The 25,529-nt window shown below is 67.8% G+C and carries 26 protein-coding genes; 17 read left to right on the top strand and 9 right to left on the bottom strand.

The window, feature by feature from the left end; genetic code table 11:
- Positions 1-2: 2 nt before the first annotated feature.
- Entirely contained in the window at positions 3-203 is a 201-nt protein-coding gene (locus tag NE2_RS22795) for a hypothetical protein (protein WP_030517105.1), read from the bottom strand.
- 84 nt (positions 204-287) lie between these two features.
- Between NE2_RS22795 and NE2_RS22790 the strand changes: the two genes are divergently transcribed.
- From NE2_RS22790 to NE2_RS22770, 5 genes are all read left to right on the top strand, one after another.
- Positions 288-656, top strand: coding sequence for a VOC family protein (locus NE2_RS22790; protein ID WP_063029232.1), 369 nt, complete (start codon positions 288-290; stop codon positions 654-656).
- Between the two features lie 136 nt (positions 657-792).
- A complete protein-coding gene (locus NE2_RS22785; protein WP_030517103.1) occupies positions 793-1,218 on the top strand; it encodes a MerR family transcriptional regulator in 426 nt (141 codons plus the stop codon).
- Between the two features lie 64 nt (positions 1,219-1,282).
- On the top strand, positions 1,283-1,759 hold the full coding sequence (locus tag NE2_RS22780) for a carboxymuconolactone decarboxylase family protein (protein WP_063029230.1): 477 nt from the start codon (positions 1,283-1,285) through the stop codon (positions 1,757-1,759).
- Between the two features lie 4 nt (positions 1,760-1,763).
- Positions 1,764-2,075 (top strand): GNAT family N-acetyltransferase, encoded by a 312-nt coding sequence (locus NE2_RS22775; RefSeq protein ID WP_063013658.1) that lies wholly within the window; start codon positions 1,764-1,766, stop codon positions 2,073-2,075.
- Positions 2,076-2,117: 42 nt separating this feature from the next.
- Positions 2,118-3,101, top strand: coding sequence for a pirin family protein (locus tag NE2_RS22770; protein ID WP_063029228.1), 984 nt, complete (start codon positions 2,118-2,120; stop codon positions 3,099-3,101).
- Here NE2_RS22770 and NE2_RS22765 read toward each other — a convergent pair whose 3' ends face one another.
- Positions 3,102-3,977, bottom strand: coding sequence for a helix-turn-helix transcriptional regulator (locus NE2_RS22765; protein WP_063029226.1), 876 nt, complete (start codon positions 3,975-3,977; stop codon positions 3,102-3,104).
- Between the two features lie 101 nt (positions 3,978-4,078).
- Here NE2_RS22765 and NE2_RS22760 point away from each other — a divergent pair, with 101 nt between their 5' ends.
- Positions 4,079-5,080: an aldo/keto reductase gene (locus NE2_RS22760; RefSeq protein WP_063029224.1), complete on the top strand. Its 1,002-nt coding sequence runs from the start codon at positions 4,079-4,081 to the stop codon at positions 5,078-5,080.
- Positions 5,081-5,113: 33 nt separating this feature from the next.
- Here NE2_RS22760 and NE2_RS22755 read toward each other — a convergent pair whose 3' ends face one another.
- A complete protein-coding gene (locus NE2_RS22755) occupies positions 5,114-5,584 on the bottom strand; it encodes a PaaI family thioesterase (RefSeq protein ID WP_063029222.1) in 471 nt (156 codons plus the stop codon).
- Positions 5,585-5,811: 227 nt separating this feature from the next.
- On the opposite strand from NE2_RS22755, the gene NE2_RS35875 reads away from it, so the two are divergent.
- The gene (locus NE2_RS35875; protein WP_157110960.1) at positions 5,812-5,949 is read left to right on the top strand and encodes a hypothetical protein; all 138 of its coding nucleotides are present in this window, start codon (positions 5,812-5,814) and stop codon (positions 5,947-5,949) included.
- Positions 5,950-6,031: 82 nt separating this feature from the next.
- On the opposite strand, the gene NE2_RS36355 is transcribed toward NE2_RS35875, so the two are convergent.
- Positions 6,032-6,964 (bottom strand): AraC family transcriptional regulator, encoded by a 933-nt coding sequence (locus NE2_RS36355; RefSeq protein ID WP_063029217.1) that lies wholly within the window; start codon positions 6,962-6,964, stop codon positions 6,032-6,034.
- Positions 6,965-7,147: 183 nt separating this feature from the next.
- Here NE2_RS36355 and NE2_RS36350 point away from each other — a divergent pair, with 183 nt between their 5' ends.
- The 4 genes from NE2_RS36350 to NE2_RS22725 all read left to right on the top strand — a co-directional run bounded on the left by NE2_RS36350 (position 7,148) and on the right by NE2_RS22725 (position 9,913).
- Positions 7,148-7,702, top strand: coding sequence for a cupin domain-containing protein (locus tag NE2_RS36350; RefSeq protein WP_063029215.1), 555 nt, complete (start codon positions 7,148-7,150; stop codon positions 7,700-7,702).
- A gap of 13 nt (positions 7,703-7,715) precedes the next feature.
- Complete coding sequence (locus NE2_RS22735; protein ID WP_146165345.1) at positions 7,716-8,270, top strand: hypothetical protein; 555 nt, start codon at positions 7,716-7,718, stop codon at positions 8,268-8,270.
- Between the two features lie 69 nt (positions 8,271-8,339).
- A complete protein-coding gene (locus tag NE2_RS22730; RefSeq protein ID WP_106958675.1) occupies positions 8,340-9,413 on the top strand; it encodes a DNA polymerase III subunit beta family protein in 1,074 nt (357 codons plus the stop codon).
- Entirely contained in the window at positions 9,410-9,913 is a 504-nt protein-coding gene (locus tag NE2_RS22725; RefSeq protein ID WP_063029210.1) for a hypothetical protein, read from the top strand. The genes NE2_RS22730 and NE2_RS22725 overlap by 4 nt, the downstream gene beginning before the upstream one ends.
- 24 nt (positions 9,914-9,937) lie before the next feature.
- On the opposite strand, the gene NE2_RS22720 is transcribed toward NE2_RS22725, so the two are convergent.
- From NE2_RS22720 to NE2_RS22710, 3 genes are all read right to left on the bottom strand, one after another.
- Positions 9,938-11,068 (bottom strand): alkaline phosphatase family protein, encoded by a 1,131-nt coding sequence (locus NE2_RS22720; RefSeq protein ID WP_063029208.1) that lies wholly within the window; start codon positions 11,066-11,068, stop codon positions 9,938-9,940.
- Positions 11,069-11,145: 77 nt separating this feature from the next.
- On the bottom strand, positions 11,146-12,315 hold the full coding sequence (locus NE2_RS22715) for a GGDEF domain-containing protein (protein ID WP_084494252.1): 1,170 nt from the start codon (positions 12,313-12,315) through the stop codon (positions 11,146-11,148).
- Between the two features lie 113 nt (positions 12,316-12,428).
- Positions 12,429-14,432: a serine/threonine-protein kinase gene (locus NE2_RS22710; protein WP_063029204.1), complete on the bottom strand. Its 2,004-nt coding sequence runs from the start codon at positions 14,430-14,432 to the stop codon at positions 12,429-12,431.
- A 138-nt stretch (positions 14,433-14,570) separates the two neighbouring features.
- On the opposite strand from NE2_RS22710, the gene NE2_RS22705 reads away from it, so the two are divergent.
- From NE2_RS22705 to NE2_RS22690, 4 genes are all read left to right on the top strand, one after another.
- Positions 14,571-15,290, top strand: coding sequence for a hypothetical protein (locus NE2_RS22705; protein WP_063029203.1), 720 nt, complete (start codon positions 14,571-14,573; stop codon positions 15,288-15,290).
- 79 nt (positions 15,291-15,369) lie between these two features.
- Positions 15,370-15,807 (top strand): helix-turn-helix transcriptional regulator, encoded by a 438-nt coding sequence (locus NE2_RS22700; protein ID WP_063029279.1) that lies wholly within the window; start codon positions 15,370-15,372, stop codon positions 15,805-15,807.
- A gap of 17 nt (positions 15,808-15,824) precedes the next feature.
- Positions 15,825-16,235, top strand: a complete 411-nt coding sequence (locus NE2_RS22695) for a VOC family protein (protein ID WP_030517086.1) — start codon at positions 15,825-15,827, stop codon at positions 16,233-16,235.
- 61 nt (positions 16,236-16,296) lie between these two features.
- Entirely contained in the window at positions 16,297-18,672 is a 2,376-nt protein-coding gene (locus NE2_RS22690) for an ATP-binding cassette domain-containing protein (RefSeq protein WP_063029202.1), read from the top strand.
- 153 nt (positions 18,673-18,825) lie between these two features.
- Here the strand turns inward: NE2_RS22690 and NE2_RS22685 are convergent, their stop codons facing one another.
- Entirely contained in the window at positions 18,826-19,668 is an 843-nt protein-coding gene (locus tag NE2_RS22685; protein WP_063029200.1) for an SDR family oxidoreductase, read from the bottom strand.
- An 81-nt stretch (positions 19,669-19,749) separates the two neighbouring features.
- On the opposite strand from NE2_RS22685, the gene NE2_RS22680 reads away from it, so the two are divergent.
- Positions 19,750-20,406: a TetR/AcrR family transcriptional regulator gene (locus NE2_RS22680; protein WP_063029198.1), complete on the top strand. Its 657-nt coding sequence runs from the start codon at positions 19,750-19,752 to the stop codon at positions 20,404-20,406.
- Positions 20,388-21,245, top strand: coding sequence for a dienelactone hydrolase family protein (locus NE2_RS22675; RefSeq protein WP_063029196.1), 858 nt, complete (start codon positions 20,388-20,390; stop codon positions 21,243-21,245). Before NE2_RS22680 ends, NE2_RS22675 begins: the two co-directional genes overlap by 19 nt.
- 79 nt (positions 21,246-21,324) lie before the next feature.
- Here NE2_RS22675 and NE2_RS22670 read toward each other — a convergent pair whose 3' ends face one another.
- Positions 21,325-25,278 (bottom strand): DNA-directed RNA polymerase subunit beta', encoded by a 3,954-nt coding sequence (locus NE2_RS22670; protein WP_063029194.1) that lies wholly within the window; start codon positions 25,276-25,278, stop codon positions 21,325-21,327.
- Positions 25,279-25,529 lie beyond the last annotated feature (251 nt).

Below are 25,529 nucleotides of genomic sequence, written 5' to 3'. Positions count from 1 at the left end.
TGTCAGCGTAGGAATTTGCCGCGCACGACGACGACCGCGCCGAGCAGCACGAGCACCAGCAACGCGACGAACCAGTTCGTCAGCGCCCAGACGACGCCCAGTACGACGATCACCGGGACCGCCGCGACGAGGGCGATGAACGGGCTTTCTTTGACCGTCTCCAGCGCCGACCGCGCCCGGACCCGATCGATTTCCTTGGCCATGCACTCAGAGTAGGCGCTCGGCGCTGGTTGCGCCCGAATTGTCCGGCAACCCGGATTGTCGGTGGTCGATGAGATGCTCCTCACATGGATTGGAAAATCGAACTCGTCGCCATCCCGGTCACCGACGTCGACCGGGCGAAGGACTTCTACACGCGCATCGGATTCAACGCCGACCACGACGCCAGCCCGACCGAGGACATCCGGTTCGTGCAGCTGACTCCGCCGGGTTCGGGGTGCTCGATCTGCATCGGCACGGGCATCACCGACGCCGCGCCGGGCAGCGTGGTCGGTATGCAGATGGTGGTGTCCAGCGCCGAGGAGGCCTATCGACAACTGGTGGCCGCCGGCGTGGAGGCCACGCCGGTCAAGGACGAGGGCTGGGGCCTGTTCACCTATTTCGCCGATCCCGACGGCAACAAGTGGGCCGTGCAGGAACTGCCGCAGCGGGGTTGAGCCACCGAGTCGAGCCCGGGCGGTGTGTTCCGATGCGCTCGGGCTTGCATGGAGTGCACTCCAGGTGGGTACTGTCGAAGCGCAGATCCGGCGCAGCCGGTGCGGGTCGGGACGCGGCTCAGGAAGGCGAGGGGCGATGACGGCAACCACGGCGAATCCGCTCGAGCACACCGAGGATTACGAGCGCCCGAAGTATTCGATCGGCGATGTCGCGGAGCGGTCCGGTCTCACCCGCGACACGCTGCGCTGGTACGAGCGAATCGGCCTGATGGACTACATCGGCCGCGATTCCAGCGGCAAGCGCCGGTTCAGCGATCGGGACCTGAGCTGGCTGCACCTGATCGGCTGTCTGCGCACCACCGGGATGTCGGTCGCCGATATGGTCCACTACGCCGAACTGGTGCGCGCCGGTGACGAGACCACCCCGGAGCGGCTGGAGATGTTCCGCAAGACCCGCGAGGGGGTGCTCGCCCAGATCGAGGACCTGCACAGCACACTCGCCGTGCTGGACCGCAAGATCGGCCTCTACGAGGGCAGAGTTGCTGCCATGCAAGACATCTGAACCCGCGTGACGTCGCATACATCCCGCGCAAGGTGACGCAGCGCACGGTTAGGATGCCTCCGCTATGCAAACCCCCGCTGCCGATGCCCGCATCTGGATCGACAAACAGAGTCCCGAGCCCTTCCGCGCGCTCAACAGCGTCGCACTGGCCGTCCGCAACGCCGCCGCGGCCGCCGGTCTCGACCGCTCCCTGGTCGAGCTGGTCAACGTGCGCGTCTCGCAGATCAACGGATGCGCGTACTGCCTGGATCTGCACTCCCAGGCAGCGCTGAAGGCAGGCGTGACCCGACAGCAACTCGACGTGTTGCCGGCCTGGCGGCGTACCGAGTTGTTCACCCCGTCCGAATGCGCCGCCCTCGCACTCGCCGAGACGACCACCACGTTGCCCGATGAGGACACCCTGCAACGTGTGTACGCCCATGCGCGGCAACAGCTGTCGGACGAACAGGTTTCGGTGATCGTCTGGGTCGCGACGACCATCGGCGCGTTCAATCGCGTGTCGATCATGAGCAGGCATCCGGTGCGGGAACGGAAGGAGTAACCCGATGATCGATCAGGCCGCGACCGCAGCAGTCGTCCGCAACGACGCGCAGCACCGCTACGAGGTGTGGTACGGCGACAAACTCGCCGGATTCGCCGAATATCGCGACAACGGCGAGGACACCACCTTCATCCACACCGAGGTGGATTCGGAGTTCAGCGGGAAGGGCCTGGCCGGCACGCTGGCGCAGCACGCGATCGTGGACACGATCGACCGCGGCCGTGCGATCGTGCCCCGCTGCTCGTTCATCAAGAGCTGGCTCGACAAGCACCCGGACTACGATGCTCACGTAGTGGGCAAAGGCATTCAGCGGTAACCGCGCCCGACATCAGCGGTGACCCCGGACCGGAGGTGGCCGATGAGCGATCTCGAGGCGGATCCCGCCGAGGCGCTGTGCGAATCGTCGCCGGCGCCCGGCCCGCGGGCGGATTTCTATCCGGCGCGGGAGGTGCCACTGGGCGGCGTACGCGGCGTCACGGTGATGCGGGTGCTGCCCCAGCGCGATCTGCCGACGGTCGGGGCCTGGTGTTTCCTCGACCACTTCGGTTCGACCGAGACCTCGCATCGGCTGCCGCCGGATATCGATCCCCATCCGCATATCGGATTGCAGACGGTGACCTGGCCGTTCGACGGCCGGATCCGTCATCGCGACAGTGTCGGATCCGATGTGGAGATCGAACCCGGCCAGCTGAATCTGATGACCTCCGGACGCGGTATCGCGCATTCGGAGTACACCGTGCCCGGTGCGCCCGCCGGGCAGGGGCTGCAGTTCTGGATCGCCCTGCCGGACGCGCACCGCGATATCGCCCCGCACTTCGAGCAGCATCGCGAGCTGCCCGTGCTGGCCCGTCCGGGACTGCGGGCGACCGTGCTGATCGGCTCGCTCGGGGATGTGCGCTCCCCGGCGATCACCTACTCCCCGATCGTCGGCGCGGACATCACCGTCGGCCCGGGCGCGGACGCACATCTGCCGCTGACACCCGGATTCGAGCATGCGGTACTCGTGATGTCGGGCGAGGTGCGCATCGACGACGTACTCGCCGAGCCCGGTCCGCTGCTGTATCTGGGCAGCGACCGCGCCGAACTGCGGCTGCGCAGCGCATCCGGTGCGCGGGTGGTGCTGATCGGCGGCGAGCCCTTCGGCGAGGATCTGGTGATGTGGTGGAATTTCGTCGGCCGCAGCCACGACGAGATCGACGCCGCCCGCACCGCATGGGAGAAGCACGACACCGAACGCTTCGGCGACGTCGCGGGACATACTCCACAGCAACGCATTCCGGCGCCGCCGCTGCCCAACCTGCGGTTGCGACCGCGCACCCGCCGCACGTTCCCGCCCCGCTGATCAGCTCCGATCGAAAACCGTGCTGCCCGAATCGGTCTCGTCGGTCATGGTCTGGGTTCCGATGACGCGCAACAGTTCCAGCCGCTCCTTGGCGTCGGTACCGGGGCGCGGATAGTAGACCAGCAGATGCTGGGCGGCATTCGGCGTCACCAGCGTTTCGCAGACCAGGTCGAGCAGCCCTACCTGCGGGTGCCGGATCCGCTTGGCATCGCTGCTCCGGACCGCCACCTCGTGCGCCGACCACAGCCGTTCGAATTCGGGACTGACCGCCCGCAGCTCGGTCACCAGTTCCGTCACGTCGGGGTCGCCCGCCCGCCGCGCGGCGGTCGCCCGGAGATCGGCGACGTGCCGACGGGTCAGCCGGTCCCAGTCGGCGTCGGGGAACGTCTCCCGGCCGGCCGTATCGGTGAACCAGCGCCACAGCAGGTAGCGATCCATGCCGGTGAAGCGGGTGTGGTCACCCATCATGTTGATGTGCATGCGGTTCTGCGTGAGGATCTCGCCGAGATCCGACACCACGCAGGCGGGCGTGTCCTCCAGCTTGTCCAGCAGGTAGAGCAGCCCGGGTCCGACGTGCCGGTCGCCGCCGCCACGATGGGGCGCCGCATGTCCGCACAGGTGGTAGAGATGGTCGCGCTCGTCGTCGGTGAGCCGCAGCGCGCGGGCGAGTGCACCGAGAACCTGCACCGAGGGCCGCGGGCCCCGCGACTGTTCGAGACGGGTGTAGTAGTCGGTGGACATCCCGGCGAGCAGGGCGACCTCGTCGCGACGCAGGCCGGGAGTCCGGCGGCGGGTACCGGGCAGCAGTCCCACATCGGCGGGCTGTAGTTGTTCGCGCCGGCGCCGCAGGAAATCTGCCAGTTCATCGCGATCCATCACTCCACTCTGCCCCGGCGCGGCGGCCGCAGCCAGGGATCGCCGATCCCCCGATAAACGATCTCTGCCGAAGGCGGCGGATCGAGGCGCAGGATTCGAGCATGACTATCGAGCAGACACAACTGGGCGCGACGGGCCCGAAGGTCGGACGCATCGGTCTCGGCGCGATGGGTATGTCGGGCGCCTACGGGACATCCGACGAGACCGAATCCATCGCCACCATCCACGCCGCCCTCGACTCCGGCGCCACCCTCGTCGACACCGGCGATTTCTACGGCGCCGGACACAACGAAATGCTGATCCACCGGGCCCTCGCCCAGCGCCCGCGCGAGGACTACCAGCTGAGCGTGAAATTCGGCGCCCTGCGCGGTCCGGACGGCAGCTTCGGCGGCGTCGACACGCGCCCCGAGGCGATGCGCAACTTCCTGCACTATTCGCTGCAGCGACTGGGAGTGGATTACGTCGACATCTACCGTCCCGCACGGCTGGATCCGGCGGTTCCGATCGAGGACACCGTGGGCGCGATCGCGGAGATGGTGCAGGCCGGCTATGTGCGCCACATCGGACTGTCCGAGGTCGGCGCGCAGACCCTGCGGCGTGCGGCGGCAGTGGCGCCGATCGTCGATCTGCAGATCGAGTACGCCCTCATCACCCGGGGCATCGAGCGCGAAATCCTGCCCACGGCACGGGAACTCGGCATCGGGATCACCGCCTACGGCGTGCTCTCGCGCGGCTTGCTGAGCGACTCCCTGCGCGCGAACCAGATCTTCGCCCCCGATGATTTCCGCGCTCACAGCCCGCGATTCCAGGGCGAGAACCTCACCACCAATCTCCGGCTGGTCTCCGCGCTGGCGGAGATCGGCGACCGGCACGGCGTGAGCGTGGCACAGCTGGCGATCGCCTGGGTCCTGACCCGGGGCGCCGATATCGTTCCACTGATCGGCGCGCGGCGGGTGGACCGCTGGACCGAAGCGGTTGCCGCACTGGATATTCGGCTCTCCCAGTCGGAGCTCGCCGCGATCGAGGCGGCGGCGCCCGCCGAGGCGGTCGCCGGTGACCGCTACGCCGCCCCGCAGATGGCCATGCTGGACAGCGAGCGCTGAATCTCCTTCGCCGCCCGCGTATTCGCGGCGCGGCTACTTGCGGCGCGGCCGGATCACCGCGGTGAACGTGGCCGCGGCGACCGACTTGCCGGTGCTGTCGGTGATGTCGACCGGCATCGCCAGTTCCACCGGCTGCTGCGCGGCGATATCGGCGCGGGCCTGTTCCAGTTCCGCCGCGGTCAACTCCGAAGCGGCGCGGAACGGGCCCGCCTCCCCCTTGGCCCGGGCCAGATATTCGATCCGGCCGTCGCGCGCGACGATGAACGTCTCGCCCATCAGGTCGACGATGCCGGAAATGGAAGCGCCCATCGCGGCCGTCTCCGCGAGGCCGAACAGGATCGCGGCATGTACGTCGCCGTTGTGATTGAGGTGTTCCGGCTTCGGCGCCATGCTCACCACGTTGCGGCCGGGCAGATATTCCACCCCTTCCACCCCCGCGAACTGGATGAATCCCAGCTTCTGAAATCCCGCCATCACCAACTCGCCCATGGCAGCGTGGTCCATTGCGTCTCCCGTCGCACCCAGAATTGAAACGTGTTCCACTTTTTTACTCTGTACGAGGAAACCTGTCCACAGCACGCCGCCACACCGGCCCGAAAGGCGTGTCCGAAAAATCCGAAAAGAAGGTTGTTCAGATTCGCCGGATTTTGGTTAAGCTTCATCCCACTGCGCTGAGCACGGCAGGACAACCAACCGGGTCCGCGGACCCATGATGCACGAGGAAGCAGTTCATGAACGCCTTTATCGCCCTGATCGACTCCAACTCCGCCGGCACAGTGAACTCGAACAGCGTCTTCACCAACATCATGAACCTGTTCGTGACGGGGTCGGCGGGGTCCGCCACCCAGGGCGGCGGCATCTTCCACTGAGCCGCGCTCCGCAACCTTCGGCCCGCCCCCGACCCCATGCACGGAGGCGGGCCGTCGGCATTCCGGCGGACGACCGGGATGTTCAGGCGCGCAGCTGACCGGGAGTGGTGTGGAAGCGGCGGCGGAACGCCTTGGTGAAACTACTGGCCGAACCGAATCCCAGATCCGCGCCGATATCGGCGACGCTGCGCTGCCGGTAGGCCGGATTCCGCAGGCGGTCGCGGGCGATCTGCAGCCGCTGCTCCCGGATGACCTCGCTCGGCGTGGTGCCGGCCTGACTGAAGGCGAGTTGCAGCTGGCGCAGCGACCAGCCGAGGGCCGCCGCGACGCGTGCGCCGGTGAGTTCCGGATCGCCCGCATGCGTGCGGATGTAGCGCCGGGCACTCACCTCCAGCTGTGCCAGCTGGGCGGGCGCACTCGGCGGTTCCCCGAGAATCTGCATACACAGCAGATCCACCAATTGTTCTGCGACCGTGTCGAATTGGTGGTCGGTGAGCGCGGCGCGCTCGGTGTACAGGGTGCCGGCCACCGCTCCGGCGACGCCGCCGATCCCGGTGCTGAGATTCAGCGGCCGCGGCGGCGGCTCCCGGCGGTTCAGACGATGGCGGATGTCCTCGCGCGCGATCGTGACGATGAGCCCGTGCGAGCCCTCACACATCGACATCTCGAAGGGTTCGTCGGTGGAGACCAGGCACCCACTGCCGGGCGGCAACGAACCGGTGTCGTCGCCGTGGCGGAAGGCCAGGGTCCCGGTGATCGGTACGAGCAGACGATAGTCGTGGTCGGGATCGGCGCGAATGAGCCGCGGACTCCGGAAATAGGTGACGGCATCGGATTCCCAGCCGACGAGTTGATACGACTCGGTACGGCGCAGCGAGGTCCGGCCGTGAAAGTCTCCGGAAGCCGGGAACCGGTAGCCCAGCGCGCACTGGTACGAGCTGATCAGATGAGCCCAGTAATCGACCCGCTCGTGCGGCTCGATCGCACTCGTCGTCTCCGATTCGGCAGTGGTCATCGTGGATATCATCGCCGGTTTTCCGATTCTGCGCACGCGAACAATGGCCGTGCGTTTCAGGACACGTGGGCACGCCCCGGCGCTCGCTACCGTGCCGGAGAGCTGATATCCGGAATCGGGCTGTACAACGGCGGAATACGGGTCCGGATCAGCGCGGAATGGATGAGGATCAGGAGGTTTTTCATGCGCAGGATCGTGGTCGGGGACGACGGCGCCGGACAGGGCACAGTACTTTCCGACGAGAAGGTCGAGCCGCTGACGCTGGCATTGTTGCCGGGGGCGCAACTGCATCGGATGTGGGAGGTCGACGAGCTGCCCACACTTCCCGTCGACCGGATGCCATCCGATGTCGACACCAGCTACTTTCCCGGCCCGGGCGGAGTGCGCTTCGGATTCATCTCCGTCCCACCGGGTTTGAGTTACGAGCCCGACGCCGAGCTTTCCGAGGCCGAGATGGCGGCGGTGGCGGCCGAGGCGGAGCAGAAGCTGCCGGGCATGATGGCGGCCTTCGACCCGGCTCGTCCCGGCGTGCACGCCACCGAGAGCGTCGACTTCGTGGTGGTGCTCAGCGGAGAGGGCCGCCTGCGGATCGGCGACGGTGAGGATGTGGCACTGCGACCGGGCGATTGTGTTGTGCAGCACGGCGCCCCGCATGCCTGGTTCAACGACGGCACCGAGCCGTTCGTGTTCTGCTACACCCTCTGCGGCGTCGAGCGGACCACGCCGGCCGCACCGTGAGGCGAACGCGACGATGAGAATTTCCGGAAGTCGTTGGCGCAGCTTCGAATACACGCCCGTCGACGCCGGTCCGTGCGCGGTGGAACTGCCCTCCGCCGCCGTGGGCGTACCGCGGCGATTCTTCGATTGCCTGCTGGTGCGCATCGTCGTCGAACCCGGGGACTGCCCCATCAGCGGTGACGCCGTGCGCGCGGTCCGGCAACTGTGCGCCGACAGCGACGCATCCTTCGTCGTCCTCGCCGGCAGTCCGTTCTGCGTGGCGGGCGGCAGTCGTTTCACCTTCGCCTCCGATCAGGCCGACGTGCTGACCCACCTCGCCGACACCCTGGACGTGCTGGCCGAGTTCACCGATCGCTTGGAGGAACACGGCGAACGCGCCCACGCGATTCCGTTCGGCTGGAACGTCGCGTGCCGGATGGAGATGCCGGCGCGGCCGTGGACGTCGACGCTGACGCTGCGCGCACCGGCCCCGCCGCTGCGCTTCGACGGATTCGCACCCGCACCCCGCGGCCGGCCGCATTGCCCGCACGCCCTCGTGTCGGCGCATTCGCGCACCTTCCGGCGGTGAGGTCGAGCCACCGCTCGTGAAATCCACCGCTCTTGACCTTCAGGTCGGCTGAAGCTTCATGATGGGGCGGTGGCGGAATCCGGAATGGTGACGATCGGAGCGTTCGCGCGGGCCAGCGGGCTCACGGCGAGCGCACTGCGGTTCTACGCCGATTCCGGACTGCTACCGCCCGCGATCGTGGATCCGGTGTCGGGATATCGGTATTACGCCGACGACCAGCTGGAACGGGCGGTGGCGATCCGCGGTTTGCGCGAGATCGGCATGCCGCTGGACACCATCGCGGCGGTGCTGGCGGCCGAGGGCGAGAGCGCGGGACAGCTCATCGACGAGCACGTCGCCGGGCTGGAAGAGCAGGTGCGGCGCGCTCGGGGACGGGCAGCCGAGATCAAGGCGACGCTCGGCACCGGGCGCGGGTGGGCGGTCGCGACGGTCAGCGGTCCCGTCTTCGCGACGGCGGTCGAGCAAATACTCGCCGCGACCGTGCACGAGCCGGAGCATCCCGTCCTGAGCGGTGTCCACGTCGAGGTCTCGGCGGAGGCGCTGACGCTCACGGCCACCGACCGCTACCGGCTCGCCACCCGCACCCTCGTCCCCGAGCGGCCGAGTTCGACCGAGTGGGCCGCGACCGTCGACGGTGACGATCTGCGGCTGGCCGTGCCGCGGATCCGCCGCCACCACCAGGTCCGGCTGGATGCCGGACCACATTCGGTCCGGTTCCGGGCCGGTGAGTCGCCGGCCGGCACGTGCCGCATCCTGCCGGGGCCGTTTCCCGACCACCGCATGCTGCTGGGTTCCATCGACACCGCCCGCACGCGCGTCGTGACGCCGAGGGACGCACTCGTCCGGGCGGTGGAATCGCTACGCGCACGCCAGATCCGGCTGTGCGTCCGCACCGGGGCGATCGCACTCACCGGAGCCGGTTCCGATGCGGCCGAACAGATTTCGGCCGCGGTCACCGGACCGGATGTCGAGCTCACCTTCGACATCACCACCCTCTACCCGGCGATCGGCGCGGCCATCGGCCCGGACGTGATGATCGACATCGCCGGTCCGAAGCAGCCCGTCGTCATCCGATCCGCGGACGACGGCGACCTCACCACCCTGGCGATGCCCGTCGCCCCTGCCCATTTCGAGGAATCATGACCGACACCGTTGCCCACGACCCCACCATGGCAGCCATCGGCGCGGCCGTGGAACGCGGTCGGCAGGGCGAAACCGACTCCGCCCGGAGGCAACTCGCCGAACTGTGGGAGACGATCGGACCGGTGGGCGATCCGCTGCACCGCTGCACCCTCGCCCACTACCTGGCCGACCTCCACACCGATCCGGCCCAGGCACTGGTGTGGGACATACGGGCCCTCGACGCGGCCGACGCCCTCACCGAGGCGCGGGTGCAGAGCCATCACGCGAGTCTGCACGTCGCCGGGTTCTACCCCTCGCTGCATCTGAACCTCGCCGACAACTACCGGCTGCTGGGTTCGTTCGACGCCGCCGCGGAGCACATCGCCGCGGCGCGCGACCATGCCGGCGCGCTGGCCGACGACGGCTACGGCCGGCTCATCCGCACGGCGATCGACGAGGTCGGCGCGGCGATCGATCGACGATCGACCCGGCGCCGCGATTCCGCGCCGTCGCCGTCGTGACCGAAAGCCGCGGGGCCGCAGTCACTATCCGCCGACGACCACCGGTACCAGTTGTTCGTCATCGGTCCACGCGCCGTGGTGGCCGAGCAGTGTCGATTCGACAGGTTCGCGACCGGGACAGACGAGCACGCTGCGGTCGCGTGCCACGGCGATGATGTCGCCGATCCGTTCGGCGATCGCCGGACCGGGCGGAGTGGGCCCGAACCAGTGCTCGGCCAGCGCCTGTTCGCGGCTCACCACCCGTGCGTGCCCGGCCAGTTCCTCGGTCCACGCGGCCAGCACATCGGGCAGCGCGCCGGGACGTTCCAGGTAGACGTGCCGCGCCCGGGCCTCCCCGCCGATCAATCGCACCTCGCGATGCAGGTCGGCGCGTGCGTCCAGATCGACGACCTCGCCCGCGCGAATCATGCCGTGATCTCCGGTGACGATCAGCGTGCACGTCGCGGGCAGTTCGGTGAGCAGATCCGCCACGCACGCATCGATCCGGGCCAGTTCCGCCAGCCATTGCGCCGATCCCGGACCGTACAGGTGTCCGTTCGCGTCCAGCTCCGGATAGTAGGCGTAGGCGAATCGGGACCCGGAGCCGGAACCGGCTGCGACGGAAAGGATTCCGTCCCGGACGCCGTCCAGGTCGTCGGCCGGGTGCAGTGTGCCCGGGGCGCGGAAGACGGCTCGCGTCAGACCGGATCCGCCCTGATATCCGGGAACGACGTAGTGCACGTCGACGCCGTGCGCGGCGAGGTCCTGAACCCGGCTGCGGGCCGGCTGTATCTGCTCGGGCGGGTACTGCTCGCGGGCATCCGGACCGGTCGCGCTGTCCAGACGCCAGCGCAGCGCGTTGAGCAGTCGCGGACCCGCGGCCGCGGGCACGGCGAAGCTGTAGCCGATGATGCCGTGGGTCGCGCACGGTGCGCCGACCGCAAGGCTCGCGAGCCCGGCCGCGGTCGTGGCCGGGAATCCGGTGGCCACGGTGGTTGCCACGTGTGCGGCCAGCGTCGGCGCGGTGTCGCGGTGGCGGGCGAGCAGTTCTGCGCCCAACCCGTCGACCAGCAGCACCACGACATCGCGGTTCGGCCGCAGACCCAGCGGATTGTGCACATCCATCCCCAGGGCGGCGGCCACCGAGGGCAGAACGTCGGCGAGTGAGTAACGCATCACCGCCCATGGTGCCGCATCGATTCCGCTGCGACGAGCCGATTTCGAGCCCAGCCGCGGCGGCTCCGGTTTCCCGCTCAAGCGAGAGGTTCGCGCAGTTCCCGGACGACGATGGCATTGCCGCCCCGTTGTTTCGCCCGATACATGGCGGTGTCCGCGAAGCCGAGAAGCCGCTCGGGCGAGACACCGTCATCGGTCCCCGCACCGAGGTCGACGACCACCACGCCGATGCTGGCGGTGACCGCGGCCCCATCGCTCGAATTCTCGACCTCCCGCCGCAGCCGCTCGGCCATCGCCCGCGCGGCCCCGGCGTCCAGCGGACCGACGATCGTGAACTCCTCACCACCGGTGCGCGCGATGGTGGCAGCGGGGTCGGCGGCGTCGCGCAACCGTGCCGCGATTCTGGCCAGCACCCGGTCGCCCTCCTGATGCCCGAAGGTGTCGTTGACCTCCTTGAATCGATCCAGGTCGATGACCATCGCGCAGATCGGCGCGCCGGGGGCGAACACTCTCGGTAGGTGGTAATCGAGGCCGCGCCGGTTCAGCAGGGTTGTCAGCGGATCCGACAACGCGTTCGTGCGCAGCACCCAATAGAAGAACTGCAGCGTGGGCAGCACGAAAACGACGGCGAGGACCATGATCAGCGCGGTGGCCATCGCCAGGGGGACATCGCGATCGGAGTCGGAAGAGATCATCATTCGTCCCGTGACCAGCAGCACCGAGAACAGCGACCACCCCGCATGCACGGCGAGAGCCTTGGCGCTGTGGAAGAGCGCGAGATAGCCACCGGTCAGGATGAGGGTGGTCGCGTTGATCATCGCCACGCTGCCGGAGACCAGCAGGCTGCAGCTCGTGATGGCGATATCCGCGACCGCTATCAACGCCAGTGACACCGAGGCGGTCGGCCAGGGCAGGAGGTACCAGCGCAGGGCCGCCAACAGCGCCACCACGGCGAACAGGCCGATAATCGCCCGGCCGGGTGCGCTCTGCGGGCCTTCGGACGACAGCAGGAGCATGAGGGCGACGAAGCACAGGCCCAGGCCGGATGTGCCGATCGAGAATTTCAGCAGGCCCAGTGCCCTCTGGTTCCGGAGCGTGCTCAGCAACCAGCGATAGTCGATGGGTTCTCGCCACCACATCCGCACGGCACGCAGTCCGCCGGAGTTCAGCGCGTCGGCGACACGTGTCCGCGCGGACACGCCCCTGCTGCGGCGAGGCTCGACGCCGACCGGCTCGGGTGCAGCCATCCGACAACGTTAGGACCGTGTCGGCCGCCCTGTGAAGTGCCGCAGGACCAGCGATCGATGGCCGTAATGCCCTCCTCCGCCCAAACCCCGAACGAGCCCGGATCGGTGCCGGATCAGTTCCTGATTTCCCGGATGAACACCCGGCCGTCACGGGTGGTGGTGATGGCGGTGTAGGCGCGATAGAGGAAACCGCGGTCGGGGCGGCGTTCGAACACCTGCACCCGGTAGCGGTCCGGGACATCGCCACCGGTCACGTGCACGCAATGCTGAGTGCCGACGGGGACCTGGTCGATCTGCCGCTGCAGGGTTTCGGCGGAGGGGACTGCGGTCGAATCTGGAGCGACGTATTCCCTTGCCGCCGAACCACTTCGGGTGTCGTACCGCGCGTATTCGTAGCCCAGCAGCGCATCCGGGCCGGATGCGCTGCCGCCGGGCGCGTCGTCGTTGACGTCGATCGTGGTCCGGGTGGCGTAGCACCACGGAACGCTGTCCGGCGCTTCGGGTTTCGCATCCGTGCTGGCCATCACATCCGGCGTGGCGACACCCATCGGCAGCTGCGGCCACCAGCGATCGTAGATCTCCAGCGCCGCATGCTTGGTCCAGCGCAGCCCGAGGACGAATCGGGAACGCTGCGCATCCTGGGGGAACAACGTGTACAGGTCCTGCGCCCCGGTCGAATCCGGCGTCGGCAACACCACATCCAGCGGATCCGCGAAGCCCGGATGCTTCGCCAGCAGGTCCCCACTGTGTTTACTGGCGTCTGCGGCGAATTCGACTGCGGCGTCTCTGTTTTCGAGATCGACGATCTCCACGCGCAGATCCCGATCCGGATTCTCGCACGCGACGGCCGCTCGCTCTCCCGTCGTCGCATCGACCGCGCACCGGGTCCCCTGCCATCCGGTCTCCCCGGGCCGAACGGACAACAGCTGCGGGAAACTGTCCACGATCAGCTGATGTTTCGCGTCCCAGCCGACAGGAGTCGAACCTCGGCCCGACAATTTCCCGATCGCCAGCCCCGCCCCGGCCACGAGGACCACGACCACGGCGAGGGCCGCGCCCCGCCGGATCCACTTCCTCGGCCGCGCCGCCCCGACGCGAACCGCCGGCGAAAGGGACACCGGCGAAGGGATCGACGGCTCGCCCTGCGTCGGTCTATGCCGCTGCCACGGCGCGTCGAATGCCTGCCGCATCGGAAATCCCGCCTGCGTGACTGCCGCCGCCCCTTCCTCCTCGGCATGGGCCGGGGCGCGATACACATCGATCACTGAACCAGATCCTTTGCCATGCAGGGCTTTTCGCAAATCAGTCGCGAATTCCCCACAGCTGCCGTATCGCTCGCCCGGGTGTTTCGCCATCCCCCGCACGAGCACCGCGTCGAGCGCCGGCGGCAGGTCCGATCGCACCGCGGTCAGCCGGGGAATCGGTTTGGTGACGTGCCCGGCGACCACCTGCCCGGGATTGGTTCCGGCATAGGGCGGCCGGCCGCACAACAGGGCGAACAGGGTGCAGGCCAGGGAATACTGGTCGCACCGATGGTCGAGCGGTTCGCCGGAGAGCTGTTCCGGGGAGGCGTAGGCGAGAGTGGCGGTGAGGGTGCCGGTCACCGTGAGTTCGGTGTCGGCGTCCTGTAATCGGGCGATACCGAAATCGGTGAGGACCGCCCGTTCGGCGCGACCGGCCTCGGGTGTCTCGAGCAGGATGTTCGCCGGTTTGATGTCGCGGTGCAATACCGCCTTGCTGTGCGCGTAGTCCAGTGCCGCAGCGGTTTCGGTGACGATGCGCAACACCCGCTCGGTGGTGAGAGCCCGCTGGTCCAGCCGCGCCGCATCGGTACCGTGCACATACTGCATGGATATCCACAGGTGTCCGGCATCGGCGCCGCGGTCGTAGACTCGCACGATGCCCGGATGTTCCAGGCGGGCAACGATATCGGCTTCCTGATCGAACCGGCGACGACGCTCGTGATCGGCGGAGACCTCCCGGTCGAGCAGTTTCAGTGCCACCCGGCGCGGCAGCCGGGGGTGGCGGGCGAGATAGACCGTTCCCATTCCGCCACGGCCGAGGACGCCCTCGATGAGGTAACCGGCGAACGTCTCGCCGATCGCGAGTGCGGCCACGGTCCCCCTTCTGGTCGAGCCCACCGAGGCGTCAGCAGCTTACCGGACGAATCCGGCGCCTTCGCGGGACAGTTCCGCCGCCCGTGCCGGGCGGATCCGCCGGCCCTCGCCGGGCGGTGGCCTCCTCCGATACCGTGGATGTCCAGCGTCGCGTATGTCGATGAAGGTGGTGAGATCGCAATGTTCGACCCGTTGGCCGATATCGACCGGGCCCTCGCCGACCGGGCCGGATGGACGTGGTTCGACGACCACCTGCTGTACACCTGCGGGGTGCTCGATCTGCTGCGCCGCGAGGAGTTGGCGCGGATGCCCGTCAAGTCGACCCGGATTCGGATCGACCCGGGCGAGGTCTGTATCGCGGAAGGCCCGGCGACCTGGTCGTTCTGGCGGGCGCCCGGGGACGGCAGCTGGACCCGCAACAACGTCTACGTCGCGGGCAGCGCCTCCTTCGTCGCGGCCGCGCAACTGGGGAACGCGCTGGTGAATCAGGCCCGGCGCCAGCGTGCGGAGGCCGCGTCGCAACCGCGCTGGATCGCCGAACGCCCCGGTTCGGTGATGATCTCCGACCGCCGCATCCACCTCACCAACCCCGACTACTCCTTCCGGATCCGGTGGGCATCGCTGGAGACGATCGACCTGACCGCCGCCGATCAGGTGGTCGCGCGCTACGTCGACCGCAATCGGACCTTCCACCAGTGGCAGGTCCGAACGCCTTGGGCCGTATTGATATTCGTCGTCGCCGCCCATCTGCACTTTCCCAATCATCCACTGCTGCTGTCCGGAAATTGGCTACCGGCGGGTTTCGAGGACAAATGCCATCTCGCGGGGAAGAAATGCCCACCGGTCCGAGAACGCTGACCTCGCCCGCCGGAACCCCTCGTCCCGCTCGTGGTGAGGGTTGCTGGGCAATGTCGGCGCCGCGTGGCACCATCGCGTTGTGAGCAGCACACCTGCCCCCGACCCGCGCCTGCGCGATCTCGCCAGGCTGCGCAAGGTCCGCGACCGCATCGACCGGGAATATGCGAAACCCCTGGATGTGGAGGCCCTCGCGCGCGATGTGCACATGTCCGCGGGGCATCTGAGCCGGCAGTTCCGCCTCGCCTACGGGGAGTCGCCGTACGGATATCTCATGACACGGCGAATCGAACGCGCGATGGCGCTGCTGCGCCGGGGTGACCTCAGCGTGACGGAAGTGTGCTTCGAGGTCGGCTGCCAATCGCTGGGCACCTTCAGTACCCGCTTCACCGAACTGGTCGGAGTGCCGCCGAGCGTCTACCGGCGCGAGGCCGCCGACGCCACCCTGGGCATGCCGTCGTGTGTCGCGAAACAGGTGACCAGACCGATCAGGAATCGAGAAGCGCAGGCTACCGAATAGGAATTAGCGTGAGCGACATGGACATCACCATTCACGACACCTTCCTCCCGCAAGACGATCCGGAGGCCGCGCTGACGTTCTACCGCGACACGCTCGGCTTCGAGGTGCGCAACGACGTCGGCTTCAAGGGCATGCACTGGATCACGGTCGGCCCCGCCGGACAGCCGGACATCTCGATCGTGCTCTACCCGCCGAACGCCACCCCCGGCGTCACGGAAGAAGAGCAGCGCACCATCTCCGAGATGATGGCCAAGGGCACCTTCGCCAGCCTCAACCTGGCGACCAAGAACGTCGACGAGGTGTTCGAGCGGCTGCAGGCGAACGGGGCCGAGGTCGTGCAGGAGCCGACCGATCAGCCCTACGGACTGCGCGACTGCGCGTTCCGCGATCCCTCGGGCAATCTGCTGCGGATCCAACAGGCCTCCTGAGCCGACCCCGACAACCGAGCCGGCCGGCGGACCAGGCCGCCCACCCGAAATTGGAGAAACCATGAGCAAGGCCTCGACGCCGGACCGGCACGTTGCCGACACCCACGACCTGATCCGCGTAGACGGTGCGCGGGTCAACAACCTCAAAGACATCAGCGTCGAAATTCCCAAGCGTCGCCTGACCGTCTTCACCGGCGTCTCGGGATCGGGGAAGAGTTCGCTGGTCTTCGGCACCATCGCCGCGGAATCGCAGCGGATGATCAACGAGACCTACAGCGCCTTCGTCCAAGGCTTCATGCCGACGCTGTCGCGGCCTGAGGTCGACTTCCTGGACGGCCTCACCACCGCGATCTCGGTCGACCAGGAGCGGATGGGCGCCAACCCCCGCTCCACGGTCGGCACCGCCACCGACGCCAACGCGATGTTGCGCATCCTGTTCAGCCGCCTCGCCCAGCCGCAGATCGGCTCGCCGAACGCCTATTCGTTCAATGTGCCCTCGGTGACCGCCAGCGGTGCGATCACCGTCGAGCGTGGCGGTAAGACCAAGGCCGAAAAGGCGACCTTCCACCGGCTCGGCGGTATGTGCCCGCGCTGTGAGGGCATGGGCTCGGTCACCGATTTCGACCTGACCGCCCTCTACGACGAGAGCCTGTCGCTCAACGAGGGTGCGCTCACCATCCCCGGCTACAGCATGGACGGCTGGTTCGGCCGCATCTACCGCGGTTGCGGGCTGTTCGACCCCGACAAGCCGATCCGCAAGTACAACAAGCGCGAACTGCACGACCTGCTCTACAAGGAGCCGACCAAGATCAAGGTCGAGGGCATCAACCTCACCTACGAGGGGCTGGTCCCGAAGATCCAGAAGTCGATGCTGTCCAAGGATGTCGATTCGCTGCAACCGCATATCCGCGCGTTCGTCGAGCGTGCGGTGACCTTCACGACCTGCCCGGAATGTGAGGGCACCCGGCTCAGCGCCGAGGCCCGGTCCTCGAAGATCGGCGACAAGAGCATCGCCGACGTCTGCCGGATGCAGATCAGCGATCTCGCCGAATGGGTGCGCGAACTCGACGAGCCGTCGGTCGCGCCGCTGCTGAAGGGTCTGCAGCACCTGCTCGACTCGTTCACCGAGATCGGCCTCGGCTACTTGTCACTGGATCGGCCAGCGGGCACGCTCTCCGGCGGTGAAGCACAGCGCACCAAGATGATTCGCCACCTCGGCTCGTCCCTGACCGATGTCACCTACGTCTTCGACGAGCCCACCATCGGCCTGCATCCGCACGATATCGAGCGAATGAACAACCTGCTGCTGCAGTTGCGCGACAAGGGCAACACGGTGTTGGTGGTGGAGCACAAGCCGGAAGCGATCGCGATCGCCGACCATATCGTCGATCTGGGTCCGGGGGCCGGAAGCCAAGGCGGCACAGTCTGCTTCGAGGGCGATCTCGAGGGTCTGCGCGCCAGCGACACGATCACCGGCCGCCATCTCGACGATCGGGCGAAACTCAAGGACGCGCCCCGGAAGTCGGCCGGCGCGTTGGAGATTCGCGGCGCCTCCACCCACAACCTGAAGGATGTCGACGTCGACATCCCGCTCGGGGTGCTGTGTGTGATCACCGGCGTGGCCGGATCCGGTAAGAGTTCGCTCATCCACGGGTCGGTCGCCGACCGCGACGATGTCGTGGTGGTCGACCAGGGCGCGATTCGCGGCTCCCGGCGTAGTAATCCGGCCACCTACACCGGACTGCTCGAGCCGATCCGCAAGGCATTCGCCAAGGCCAACGGCGTCAAGCCGGCGCTGTTCAGCGCGAACTCCGAAGGCGCGTGCCCCACCTGCAACGGCGCCGGCGTGATCTACACCGATCTGGCGATGATGGCCGGCGTCGCGACCACCTGCGAGGAATGCGACGGCAAACGCTTCCAGGCGGCGGTTCTGGACTATCACCTCGGCGGCCGCAACATCAGCGAGGTGCTGGAGATGTCGGTGGCCGAAGCCGAGGAGTTCTTCGGCGCGGGTGAGGCGAAACTTCCGGCGGCACACAAGATTCTGCAGCGCCTCGGCGATGTCGGACTCGGCTATCTGAAACTGGGCCAGCCCCTCACCACGCTGTCGGGCGGTGAACGCCAGCGCATCAAACTCGCCACCCACATGGGCGAGAAGGGCGGGATCTACGTTCTCGACGAGCCGACCACGGGCCTGCATCTCGCGGATGTGGAGAACCTGCTCGGCCTGCTCGACCGCCTCGTGGACTCGGGCAAATCGGTGATCGTCATCGAACACCACCAGGCGGTCATGGCGCATGCCGACTGGATCATCGACCTCGGTCCCGGGGCCGGCCACGACGGCGGGCGCATCGTCTTCGAGGGAACGCCGGCCGATCTGGTCGCCGATCGCTCGACGCTCACCGGCGAACACCTCGCCGCCTACGTCGGCGGGTAATTCGCGACCCACCGCGACAGCGATCGCTTCTCCGAGCGCCTGCCGGTTCCGGTCGACCGGAACCGGCAGGCCGGATGCGTCGGCGCGGGCGGCTCAATGCTGCGCCGACGCGGTCTGTGGGTCGCCCGAATCAGCGAGCGGACGGGTAGGGCGTCATGCGGTGTCCCCACCGGCGGGATCGGCGAGGCCGCGTTCGTAGGCCGCGCGGGTGGTGGAACCGCGGGTCGCGGCGACCTGATCGGGAACCAGGCGCCGGAAGGTCAGGTCGCGCAGGCGCTGCGGGAGCAGTTCGGCGAGCCGGACGAGCGGACCGATGTATCGCGGCACGGTGACCTCGAAACGAGGGTGTTCGAGGGTCCGCAGCACCGCGCGGGCGACATCGGCGGGCTGGAGCAGTTTCGCGGCGCCGGTGGCGGTTCCCGCGGCCAGTTCGGTCGCGACCACCCCCGGCATGATCACCGAGATCCGCACGCCGCTGCCGCGCAGTTCCTCGCGCACGCCGGTCAGATAGCCGAGCACCCCGTGTTTGGTCGCGGCGTAGGTCGATTCGCCGGGCGGGGACAACCGCGCGGCGGCCGAGGCGATCGTGACGATGTGGCCCTGCCCGCGCGCCCGCATGCCCGGTGCGACCAGCCGCACGCCGCGAATGACGCCGTGCAGATTGACCTCCAGCATGCGCACGGTCGCGACCTCGGGCTCCGCGTCGAACGGGCCCACCCACATCACACCGGCATTGTTGACCAGCACGTCGATCGGACCCCACAGCGATTCCACTGCGGCGACGAAGCCGCGGAAGGAGTCCGTGTCGGTGACGTCGAGCGCGAAACCGCGCACGGTACCGGACAATTCGGCCGCGGTGGCAACGGCCGCCGGTTCGTCCCGGTCGCCGATGGCAACCCGGGCACCGGCCTCGGCGAGCACGCGCGCGATCTCCCGGCCTATGCCCCGCGCCCCGCCGGTCACCGCGACGACACGACCGGCAATCGGTGAGGTCATGGATGATTCTCCATTCTGACATGCCTGCGTATCAGCAACGATGCTCTAGTGTGCCATAGGCCGGGACGTAAGGACAGGGGCATGCCGGGACGGAAGTATCAGGGACTGATGCCGGACGAGCGCCGCCTGCAGCGGCGCGCGGCGATCCTGGAGGCCGCGCTGGAGGTTTTCGGCACCACCGGGTATGCGGGCAGTTCGGTCAAACAGATCTGCCGGGCCGCACGACTCACCGAACGCTACTTCTACGAATCCTTCACCGACCGCGAAAGTTGCCTGGCCGCCCTGTATTCCGAAGTCGTGACGCGGGTGCGCGCCGCGACCGTGGCCGCGATGACCTCCGCGGGCGACGACATCGACGCCCAGACCCGCGCCGGATTGCAGACGTTCATCGGAAATCTGACCGAGGATCGGCGGCTTGCCAGGGTGGCCCTGATCGAGGCCGTCGGCGTATCCCCCGCCATGGAGGAACGCCGCCACGAGGTGCTGCGCGAATTCGCCGAGATCGTCACCGCCGCCTGGGCCGCCACCCGCGCCGAACCGCTGTCGCTCGAACAACATTCGGCCGCGGTCGCCCTCGTCGGCGGCGTCAACCATCTCCTGGTCGACTGGCTGATGGGCGGCAGCCCGCAATCCCCCGCCGCGCTCACCGACGTCTGCACCACCCTGTTCATCGCCGCCCGCCGCACCTTCGACGCGCAGGCCCGAGCCACGGAGACATCATGGCCGACGATCCCCTGATCGACTTCACGCGCGAATCGTTCAGTCACATGGGCATCAGCCACCCGATACTCAGATCGGGATCGGGCCCGGCGGTGATCGTGATGACCGAGGTCCCCGGCATCACGCCGAAGGTCGCCGAATTCGCCCGCCGGGTACGCGATCTCGGCCTGACCGCGGTGCTACCGGATATGTTCGGCACGGCCGGACGCGATCCGAACCCCGCCGCTCACGGCCTGCTGAGCAGCGCGGCCTACGGTGTCGGCGCCATGGCCCGGCTCTGCATCGGACGAGAGTTCAGCATGCTGGCCGGCCCGGGGGCCTCACCCATCACGACCTGGTTGCGCGCCCTGGGCGCCGCCGAACACCGGCGTTGCGGCGGGCCGGGCATCGGGGCCGTCGGCATGTGCCTGACCGGAGGATTCGCCCTCGCCATGGCCGCCGACGACCATCTGCTCGCGCCGGTGCTGTCGCAACCGGCCACGCCGGTGCCGGTCACGCGCCGCCGACGTGCCGAAATCGGTATCGGCACTGCGGATCTCGCGCGCATTCAGCAACGATGCGCGCAGGGCCTCGGCGTCCTCGGCCTGCGATTCCGCGGCGATCGACTGGTCCCGGAGGAACGATTCGCCTCGCTGCGCAGACAATTGGGCCCGACCTTCGTGGCAGTGGAGCTGGACCCCGAGGATGCGAATCCGGACGCGCCGACGCCGCCGCATTCGGTACTGACCGAACACCTCGTCGACACGCCCGGCCATCCGACCCGGCAGGCGCTCGACCTGGTTCTCGAGCACCTTCGCACGCGATTGCTCGATTCCCGCGACCACGCGCCCGACCGGCCCTCGCCCGACGAGCCCTAGCTCACCGGCCGACCCGGCCGATACGACAACGCCCCGCCTCGGATGACCGAGGCGGGGCGAAGTGCCTTACTACGCGGGATTACCGGTAGTCGCTGAAACCGTAGTCGTCCAGCGGGACCGCGGCACCGGTGGTGGTGCCGAAGCCCTCGGGGCTGTAGTAGGTGTCGTCGTAGGACGGCACCGCGTACGCCGCGGCACGGGCCTCTTCGGTCGGCTGCACCTGGATGTTGCGGTAGCGGTTGATACCGGTACCGGCCGGGATCAGCTTACCGATGATCACGTTCTCCTTCAGGCCGATCAGCTTGTCGGAGCGGCAGTTGATCGCCGCGTCCGTCAAGACACGAGTCGTCTCCTGGAAGGAGGCCGCCGACAGCCACGAATCGGTGGCCAGCGACGCCTTGGTGATACCCATCAGCACCGGGCGACCCGACGCGGGCTCGCCACCCTCGGCGACGACGCGGCGGTTGGACGCCTCGAACTCCGAGCGCTCCACCAGCGAACCGGGCAGGAACTCCGTCGCACCCGAGTCGATGATGGTTACGCGGCGCAGCATCTGGCGAACGATGACCTCGATGTGCTTGTCGTGGATGGACACACCCTGCGACCGGTAGACCTCCTGGACCTCGTGGACCAGGTGGATCTGCACCTGTCGCGGGCCCATCACACGCAGCACCTCGTGCGGATCGGCCGAGCCCTCCAGCAGCTGCTGGCCGACCTCGACGTGGTCGCCGTCGGCGAGCAGACGCTCGGAGCCGTCCTCGTGCTTGAACACCCGCAGACGCTGACGCTTCGACAGCTTGTCGTAGACCACCTCGTCCGAACCGTCGTCCGGGATGATGGTGATCTTGTAGAAGCGGTCGTCGTCCTCGAGCCGCACCCGGCCCGAGACCTCCGCGATCGGCGCCTTGCCCTTGGGCACACGAGCCTCGAAGAGCTCCTGCACACGGGGCAGACCGCCGGTGATGTCGTCACCCGCGACACCACCCTGGTGGAAGGTACGCATGGTCAGCTGGGTACCGGGCTCACCGATGGACTGGGCGGCGACGATACCGACGGCCTCACCGATGTCGACCAGCTTGCCGGTCGCCATCGAGCGGCCGTAGCAGGTCGCACACACGCCGGTGCCGGTGGTGCAGGTGAGCACCGAGCGGACCTTGACGTCGGTGATGCCGGCCTCGAGCAGCGCCTCGATGGCGGGGTCGCCGAGGTCGTGCCCCTTCTCGACGATGACGTTGCCGTTGGCGTCGACCGCGTCGGCGGCCAGCGTCCGGGCGTAGGTGCTGGTCTCCACGTGCGGATCGCGGATGAGCAGGCCGTCGGGCTGCTTCTCGGCGATCGCGACGAGGATGCCGCGCTCGGTGCCACAGTCCGTCTCGCGCACGATGACGTCCTGCGACACGTCCACCAGACGACGGGTCAGGTAACCCGAGTCGGCGGTACGAAGCGCGGTGTCGGCCAGACCCTTTCGCGCACCGTGGGTGTTGATGAAGTACTCCAGAACGGTCAGGCCCTCACGGAACGAGGACTTGATCGGCCGCGGAATGAACTCACCCTTCGGGTTGGTCACCAGACCCTTCATGCCCGCGAGGGTACGAGTCTGGGTGAAGTTACCCGTGGCGCCCGAATCGACGATCGTGATGATCGGGTTGTCGGCCGGGTAGTGCGCACGCAGCGCCTTACCGACCTCTTCGGTCGCTTCCTGCCAGATCTTGACCAGGGCGTTGTTGCGCTCCTGGTGGTCGAGAGCACCACGCTGGTACTTCTTCTCGATCTGGTCGGACTGCGCCTCGTAGCGCTCCATGATCTCGGCCTTCTCCGGCGGAACGAGAACGTCCGACATGGAGACGGTGACACCCGAACGCGTGGCCCAGTAGAAGCCGGCGTCCTTGAGCTTGTCGACGGTCTGCGCGACCACGATCATCGGGTAGCGCTCGGCGAGATCGTTGATGATCGTCGCCTGCCGCTTCTTCGGCATCTGCTCGTTGATGAACGCGTAGTCCGCCGGCAGCAGCTCGTTGAAGATGACCCGGCCCAGGGTGGTCTCGCACAGCCACGCGTCGCCGCGCTGCCAGCCCTCGGGGAACAGCTCCGCCTCGATGTCCTTCGGCGGGCGCTGATCGGTCAGGCGCACCTTGATCAGCGAGCGAACCGTCAGCTCGCCGCGGTCGACGGCCATCTGGGCCTCGGCCGGCGACGCGTAGACGCCCTGCTCGGGAGCATCCGCGGTGGCAGGCCGGTACTCGCCTTTGGCGCCCTCTTCCAGGCGGGTCAGGTAGTACAGACCGGTCACCATGTCCAGACGCGGCATGGCCAGCGGGCGGCCGGACGCCGGGGACAGGATGTTGTTCGACGACAGCATCAGGATGCGGGCCTCGGCCTGCGCCTCCGCCGACAGCGGCAGGTGCACGGCCATCTGGTCACCGTCGAAGTCGGCGTTGAAGGCCTCACAGACCAGCGGGTGCAGCTGGATGGCCTTACCTTCGACCAGCAGCGGCTCGAAGGCCTGGATACCCAGGCGGTGCAGCGTGGGCGCACGGTTCAGCATGACCGGGTGCTCGGCGATGACCTCTTCGAGGACGTCCCACACCTGGGCACGCTGCCGCTCGACCATCCGCTTGGCGGACTTGATGTTCTGCGCGTGGTTCAGGTCGACCAGACGCTTCATCACGAACGGCTTGAACAGCTCCAGCGCCATCAGCTTGGGCAGACCACACTGGTGCAGCTTCAGCTGCGGACCGACGACGATGACCGAACGGCCGGAGTAGTCGACGCGCTTACCGAGCAGGTTCTGACGGAAACGACCCTGCTTACCCTTGAGCAGATCGCTCAGGGACTTCAGCGGGCGGTTACCGGGCCCGGTCACCGGGCGACCGCGACGGCCGTTGTCGAACAGCGCGTCCACGGACTCCTGCAGCATCCGCTTCTCGTTGTTGACGATGATCTCGGGGGCGCCGAGGTCGATCAGTCGCTTGAGGCGGTTGTTGCGGTTGATCACGCGGCGGTACAGGTCGTTCAGGTCGGAGGTGGCGAAGCGGCCACCGTCGAGCTGAACCATCGGGCGCAGCTCCGGCGGGATCACCGGAACGGCGTCGAGGACCATGCCCATCGGCGAGTTGCCGTTGGCCTGGAAGGCCGCGACGACCTTCAGGCGCTTGAGCGCGCGCAGCTTCTTCTGGCCCTTACCGGTGCGAATGGTTTCGCGCAGGTTCTCGGCCTCGGCGTCGATGTCGAAGTTCTCCATCAGCTTCTGGATGGCTTCGGCACCCATCGCGCCGGTGAAGTACTCGCCGTAGCGGTCCTGCAGCTCGCGGTAGAGGACCTCGTCCACGATCAGCTGCTTGGGAGCCAGCTTGGTGAAGGTGGTCCAGATCTCGTCGAGCCGGTCCAGCTCGCGCTGGGCACGGTCGCGCAGCTGGCGCATCTCGCGCTCGCCGCCGTCCTTGACCTTGCGGCGGACGTCGGACTTGGCACCCTCGGCCTCGAGCTCGGCCAGGTCGGCCTCGAGCTTCTGGGCGCGGGCCTCCAGGTCGGCATCGCGCTGGTCGGCAATCGCCTTCTTCTCGACCTCCATCTCCGCCTCGAGCGTGGACAGCTCGTTGTGGCGCAGATCCTCGTCGACGGTGGTGATGACGTAGGCGGCGAAGTAGATGATCTTCTCGAGATCCTTCGGCGCCAGGTCCAGCAGGTAACCGAGGCGGCTCGGCACACCCTTGAAGTACCAGATGTGGGTGACCGGCGCGGCCAGCTCGATGTGGCCCATCCGCTCACGACGCACCTTGGCGCGAGTCACCTCGACGCCACAGCGCTCACAGATGATGCCCTTGAAGCGGACGCGCTTGTACTTGCCGCAGTAGCATTCCCAGTCCCGGGTGGGACCGAAGATCTTCTCGCAGAACAAGCCGTCCTTCTCCGGCTTGAGCGTGCGGTAGTTGATGGTCTCCGGCTTCTTGACCTCACCGTAGGACCAGTTGCGAATGTCTTCGGCGGTCGCCAGGCCGATCCGGAGTTCATCGAAGAAGTTGACGTCTAGCACGTAACTTCCTTTCCCCTGTTCGGGTTCAGTATCGAGCAAAGTTCGCTAGTTCGTCCGCCGTGGCGGACCACTTCCGCGGAGCGGGAAACTATGCCCCGGCGCCCAATGCGGGCGCCGGGACCGATCGGCTACTGCGCGAGGTCGTCGACCGTCGCAGCTTCGTTGCGGGACAGGTTGATGCCGAGGTTGGCCGCGGCACGCTCGAGGTCCTCGTCGTCACCGTCGCGCATCTCGATCGCCGCGCCGTCGGA

The sequence above is a fragment of the Nocardia elegans NBRC 108235 genome (genome assembly GCF_001612845.1).
GTDB lineage: Bacteria > Actinomycetota > Actinomycetes > Mycobacteriales > Mycobacteriaceae > Nocardia > Nocardia nova.
Note: the sequence above shows the minus strand (reverse complement) of the source record. Positions and strands in the feature narration are given on the sequence as shown.

Excerpts from the sequence above, each read along its gene's own strand:
- NE2_RS22795 (WP_030517105.1), bottom strand. The coding sequence starts at position 203 with ATGGCCAAGGAAATCGATCGGGTCCGGGCGCGGTCGGCGCTGGAGACG.
- NE2_RS22790 (WP_063029232.1), top strand. The coding sequence starts at position 288 with ATGGATTGGAAAATCGAACTCGTCGCCATCCCGGTCACCGACGTCGAC.
- NE2_RS22785 (WP_030517103.1), top strand. The coding sequence starts at position 793 with ATGACGGCAACCACGGCGAATCCGCTCGAGCACACCGAGGATTACGAG.
- NE2_RS22780 (WP_063029230.1), top strand. The coding sequence starts at position 1,283 with ATGCAAACCCCCGCTGCCGATGCCCGCATCTGGATCGACAAACAGAGT.
- NE2_RS22775 (WP_063013658.1), top strand. The coding sequence starts at position 1,764 with ATGATCGATCAGGCCGCGACCGCAGCAGTCGTCCGCAACGACGCGCAG.
- NE2_RS22770 (WP_063029228.1), top strand. The coding sequence starts at position 2,118 with ATGAGCGATCTCGAGGCGGATCCCGCCGAGGCGCTGTGCGAATCGTCG.
- NE2_RS22765 (WP_063029226.1), bottom strand. The coding sequence starts at position 3,977 with ATGGATCGCGATGAACTGGCAGATTTCCTGCGGCGCCGGCGCGAACAA.
- NE2_RS22760 (WP_063029224.1), top strand. The coding sequence starts at position 4,079 with ATGACTATCGAGCAGACACAACTGGGCGCGACGGGCCCGAAGGTCGGA.
- NE2_RS22755 (WP_063029222.1), bottom strand. The coding sequence starts at position 5,584 with ATGGACCACGCTGCCATGGGCGAGTTGGTGATGGCGGGATTTCAGAAG.
- NE2_RS35875 (WP_157110960.1), top strand. The coding sequence starts at position 5,812 with ATGAACGCCTTTATCGCCCTGATCGACTCCAACTCCGCCGGCACAGTG.
- NE2_RS36355 (WP_063029217.1), bottom strand. The coding sequence starts at position 6,964 with ATGACCACTGCCGAATCGGAGACGACGAGTGCGATCGAGCCGCACGAG.
- NE2_RS36350 (WP_063029215.1), top strand. The coding sequence starts at position 7,148 with ATGCGCAGGATCGTGGTCGGGGACGACGGCGCCGGACAGGGCACAGTA.
- NE2_RS22735 (WP_146165345.1), top strand. The coding sequence starts at position 7,716 with ATGAGAATTTCCGGAAGTCGTTGGCGCAGCTTCGAATACACGCCCGTC.
- NE2_RS22725 (WP_063029210.1), top strand. The coding sequence starts at position 9,410 with ATGACCGACACCGTTGCCCACGACCCCACCATGGCAGCCATCGGCGCG.
- NE2_RS22720 (WP_063029208.1), bottom strand. The coding sequence starts at position 11,068 with ATGCGTTACTCACTCGCCGACGTTCTGCCCTCGGTGGCCGCCGCCCTG.
- NE2_RS22715 (WP_084494252.1), bottom strand. The coding sequence starts at position 12,315 with ATGGCTGCACCCGAGCCGGTCGGCGTCGAGCCTCGCCGCAGCAGGGGC.
- NE2_RS22705 (WP_063029203.1), top strand. The coding sequence starts at position 14,571 with ATGTCCAGCGTCGCGTATGTCGATGAAGGTGGTGAGATCGCAATGTTC.
- NE2_RS22695 (WP_030517086.1), top strand. The coding sequence starts at position 15,825 with ATGGACATCACCATTCACGACACCTTCCTCCCGCAAGACGATCCGGAG.
- NE2_RS22690 (WP_063029202.1), top strand. The coding sequence starts at position 16,297 with ATGAGCAAGGCCTCGACGCCGGACCGGCACGTTGCCGACACCCACGAC.
- NE2_RS22685 (WP_063029200.1), bottom strand. The coding sequence starts at position 19,668 with ATGACCTCACCGATTGCCGGTCGTGTCGTCGCGGTGACCGGCGGGGCG.
- NE2_RS22680 (WP_063029198.1), top strand. The coding sequence starts at position 19,750 with ATGCCGGGACGGAAGTATCAGGGACTGATGCCGGACGAGCGCCGCCTG.
- NE2_RS22675 (WP_063029196.1), top strand. The coding sequence starts at position 20,388 with ATGGCCGACGATCCCCTGATCGACTTCACGCGCGAATCGTTCAGTCAC.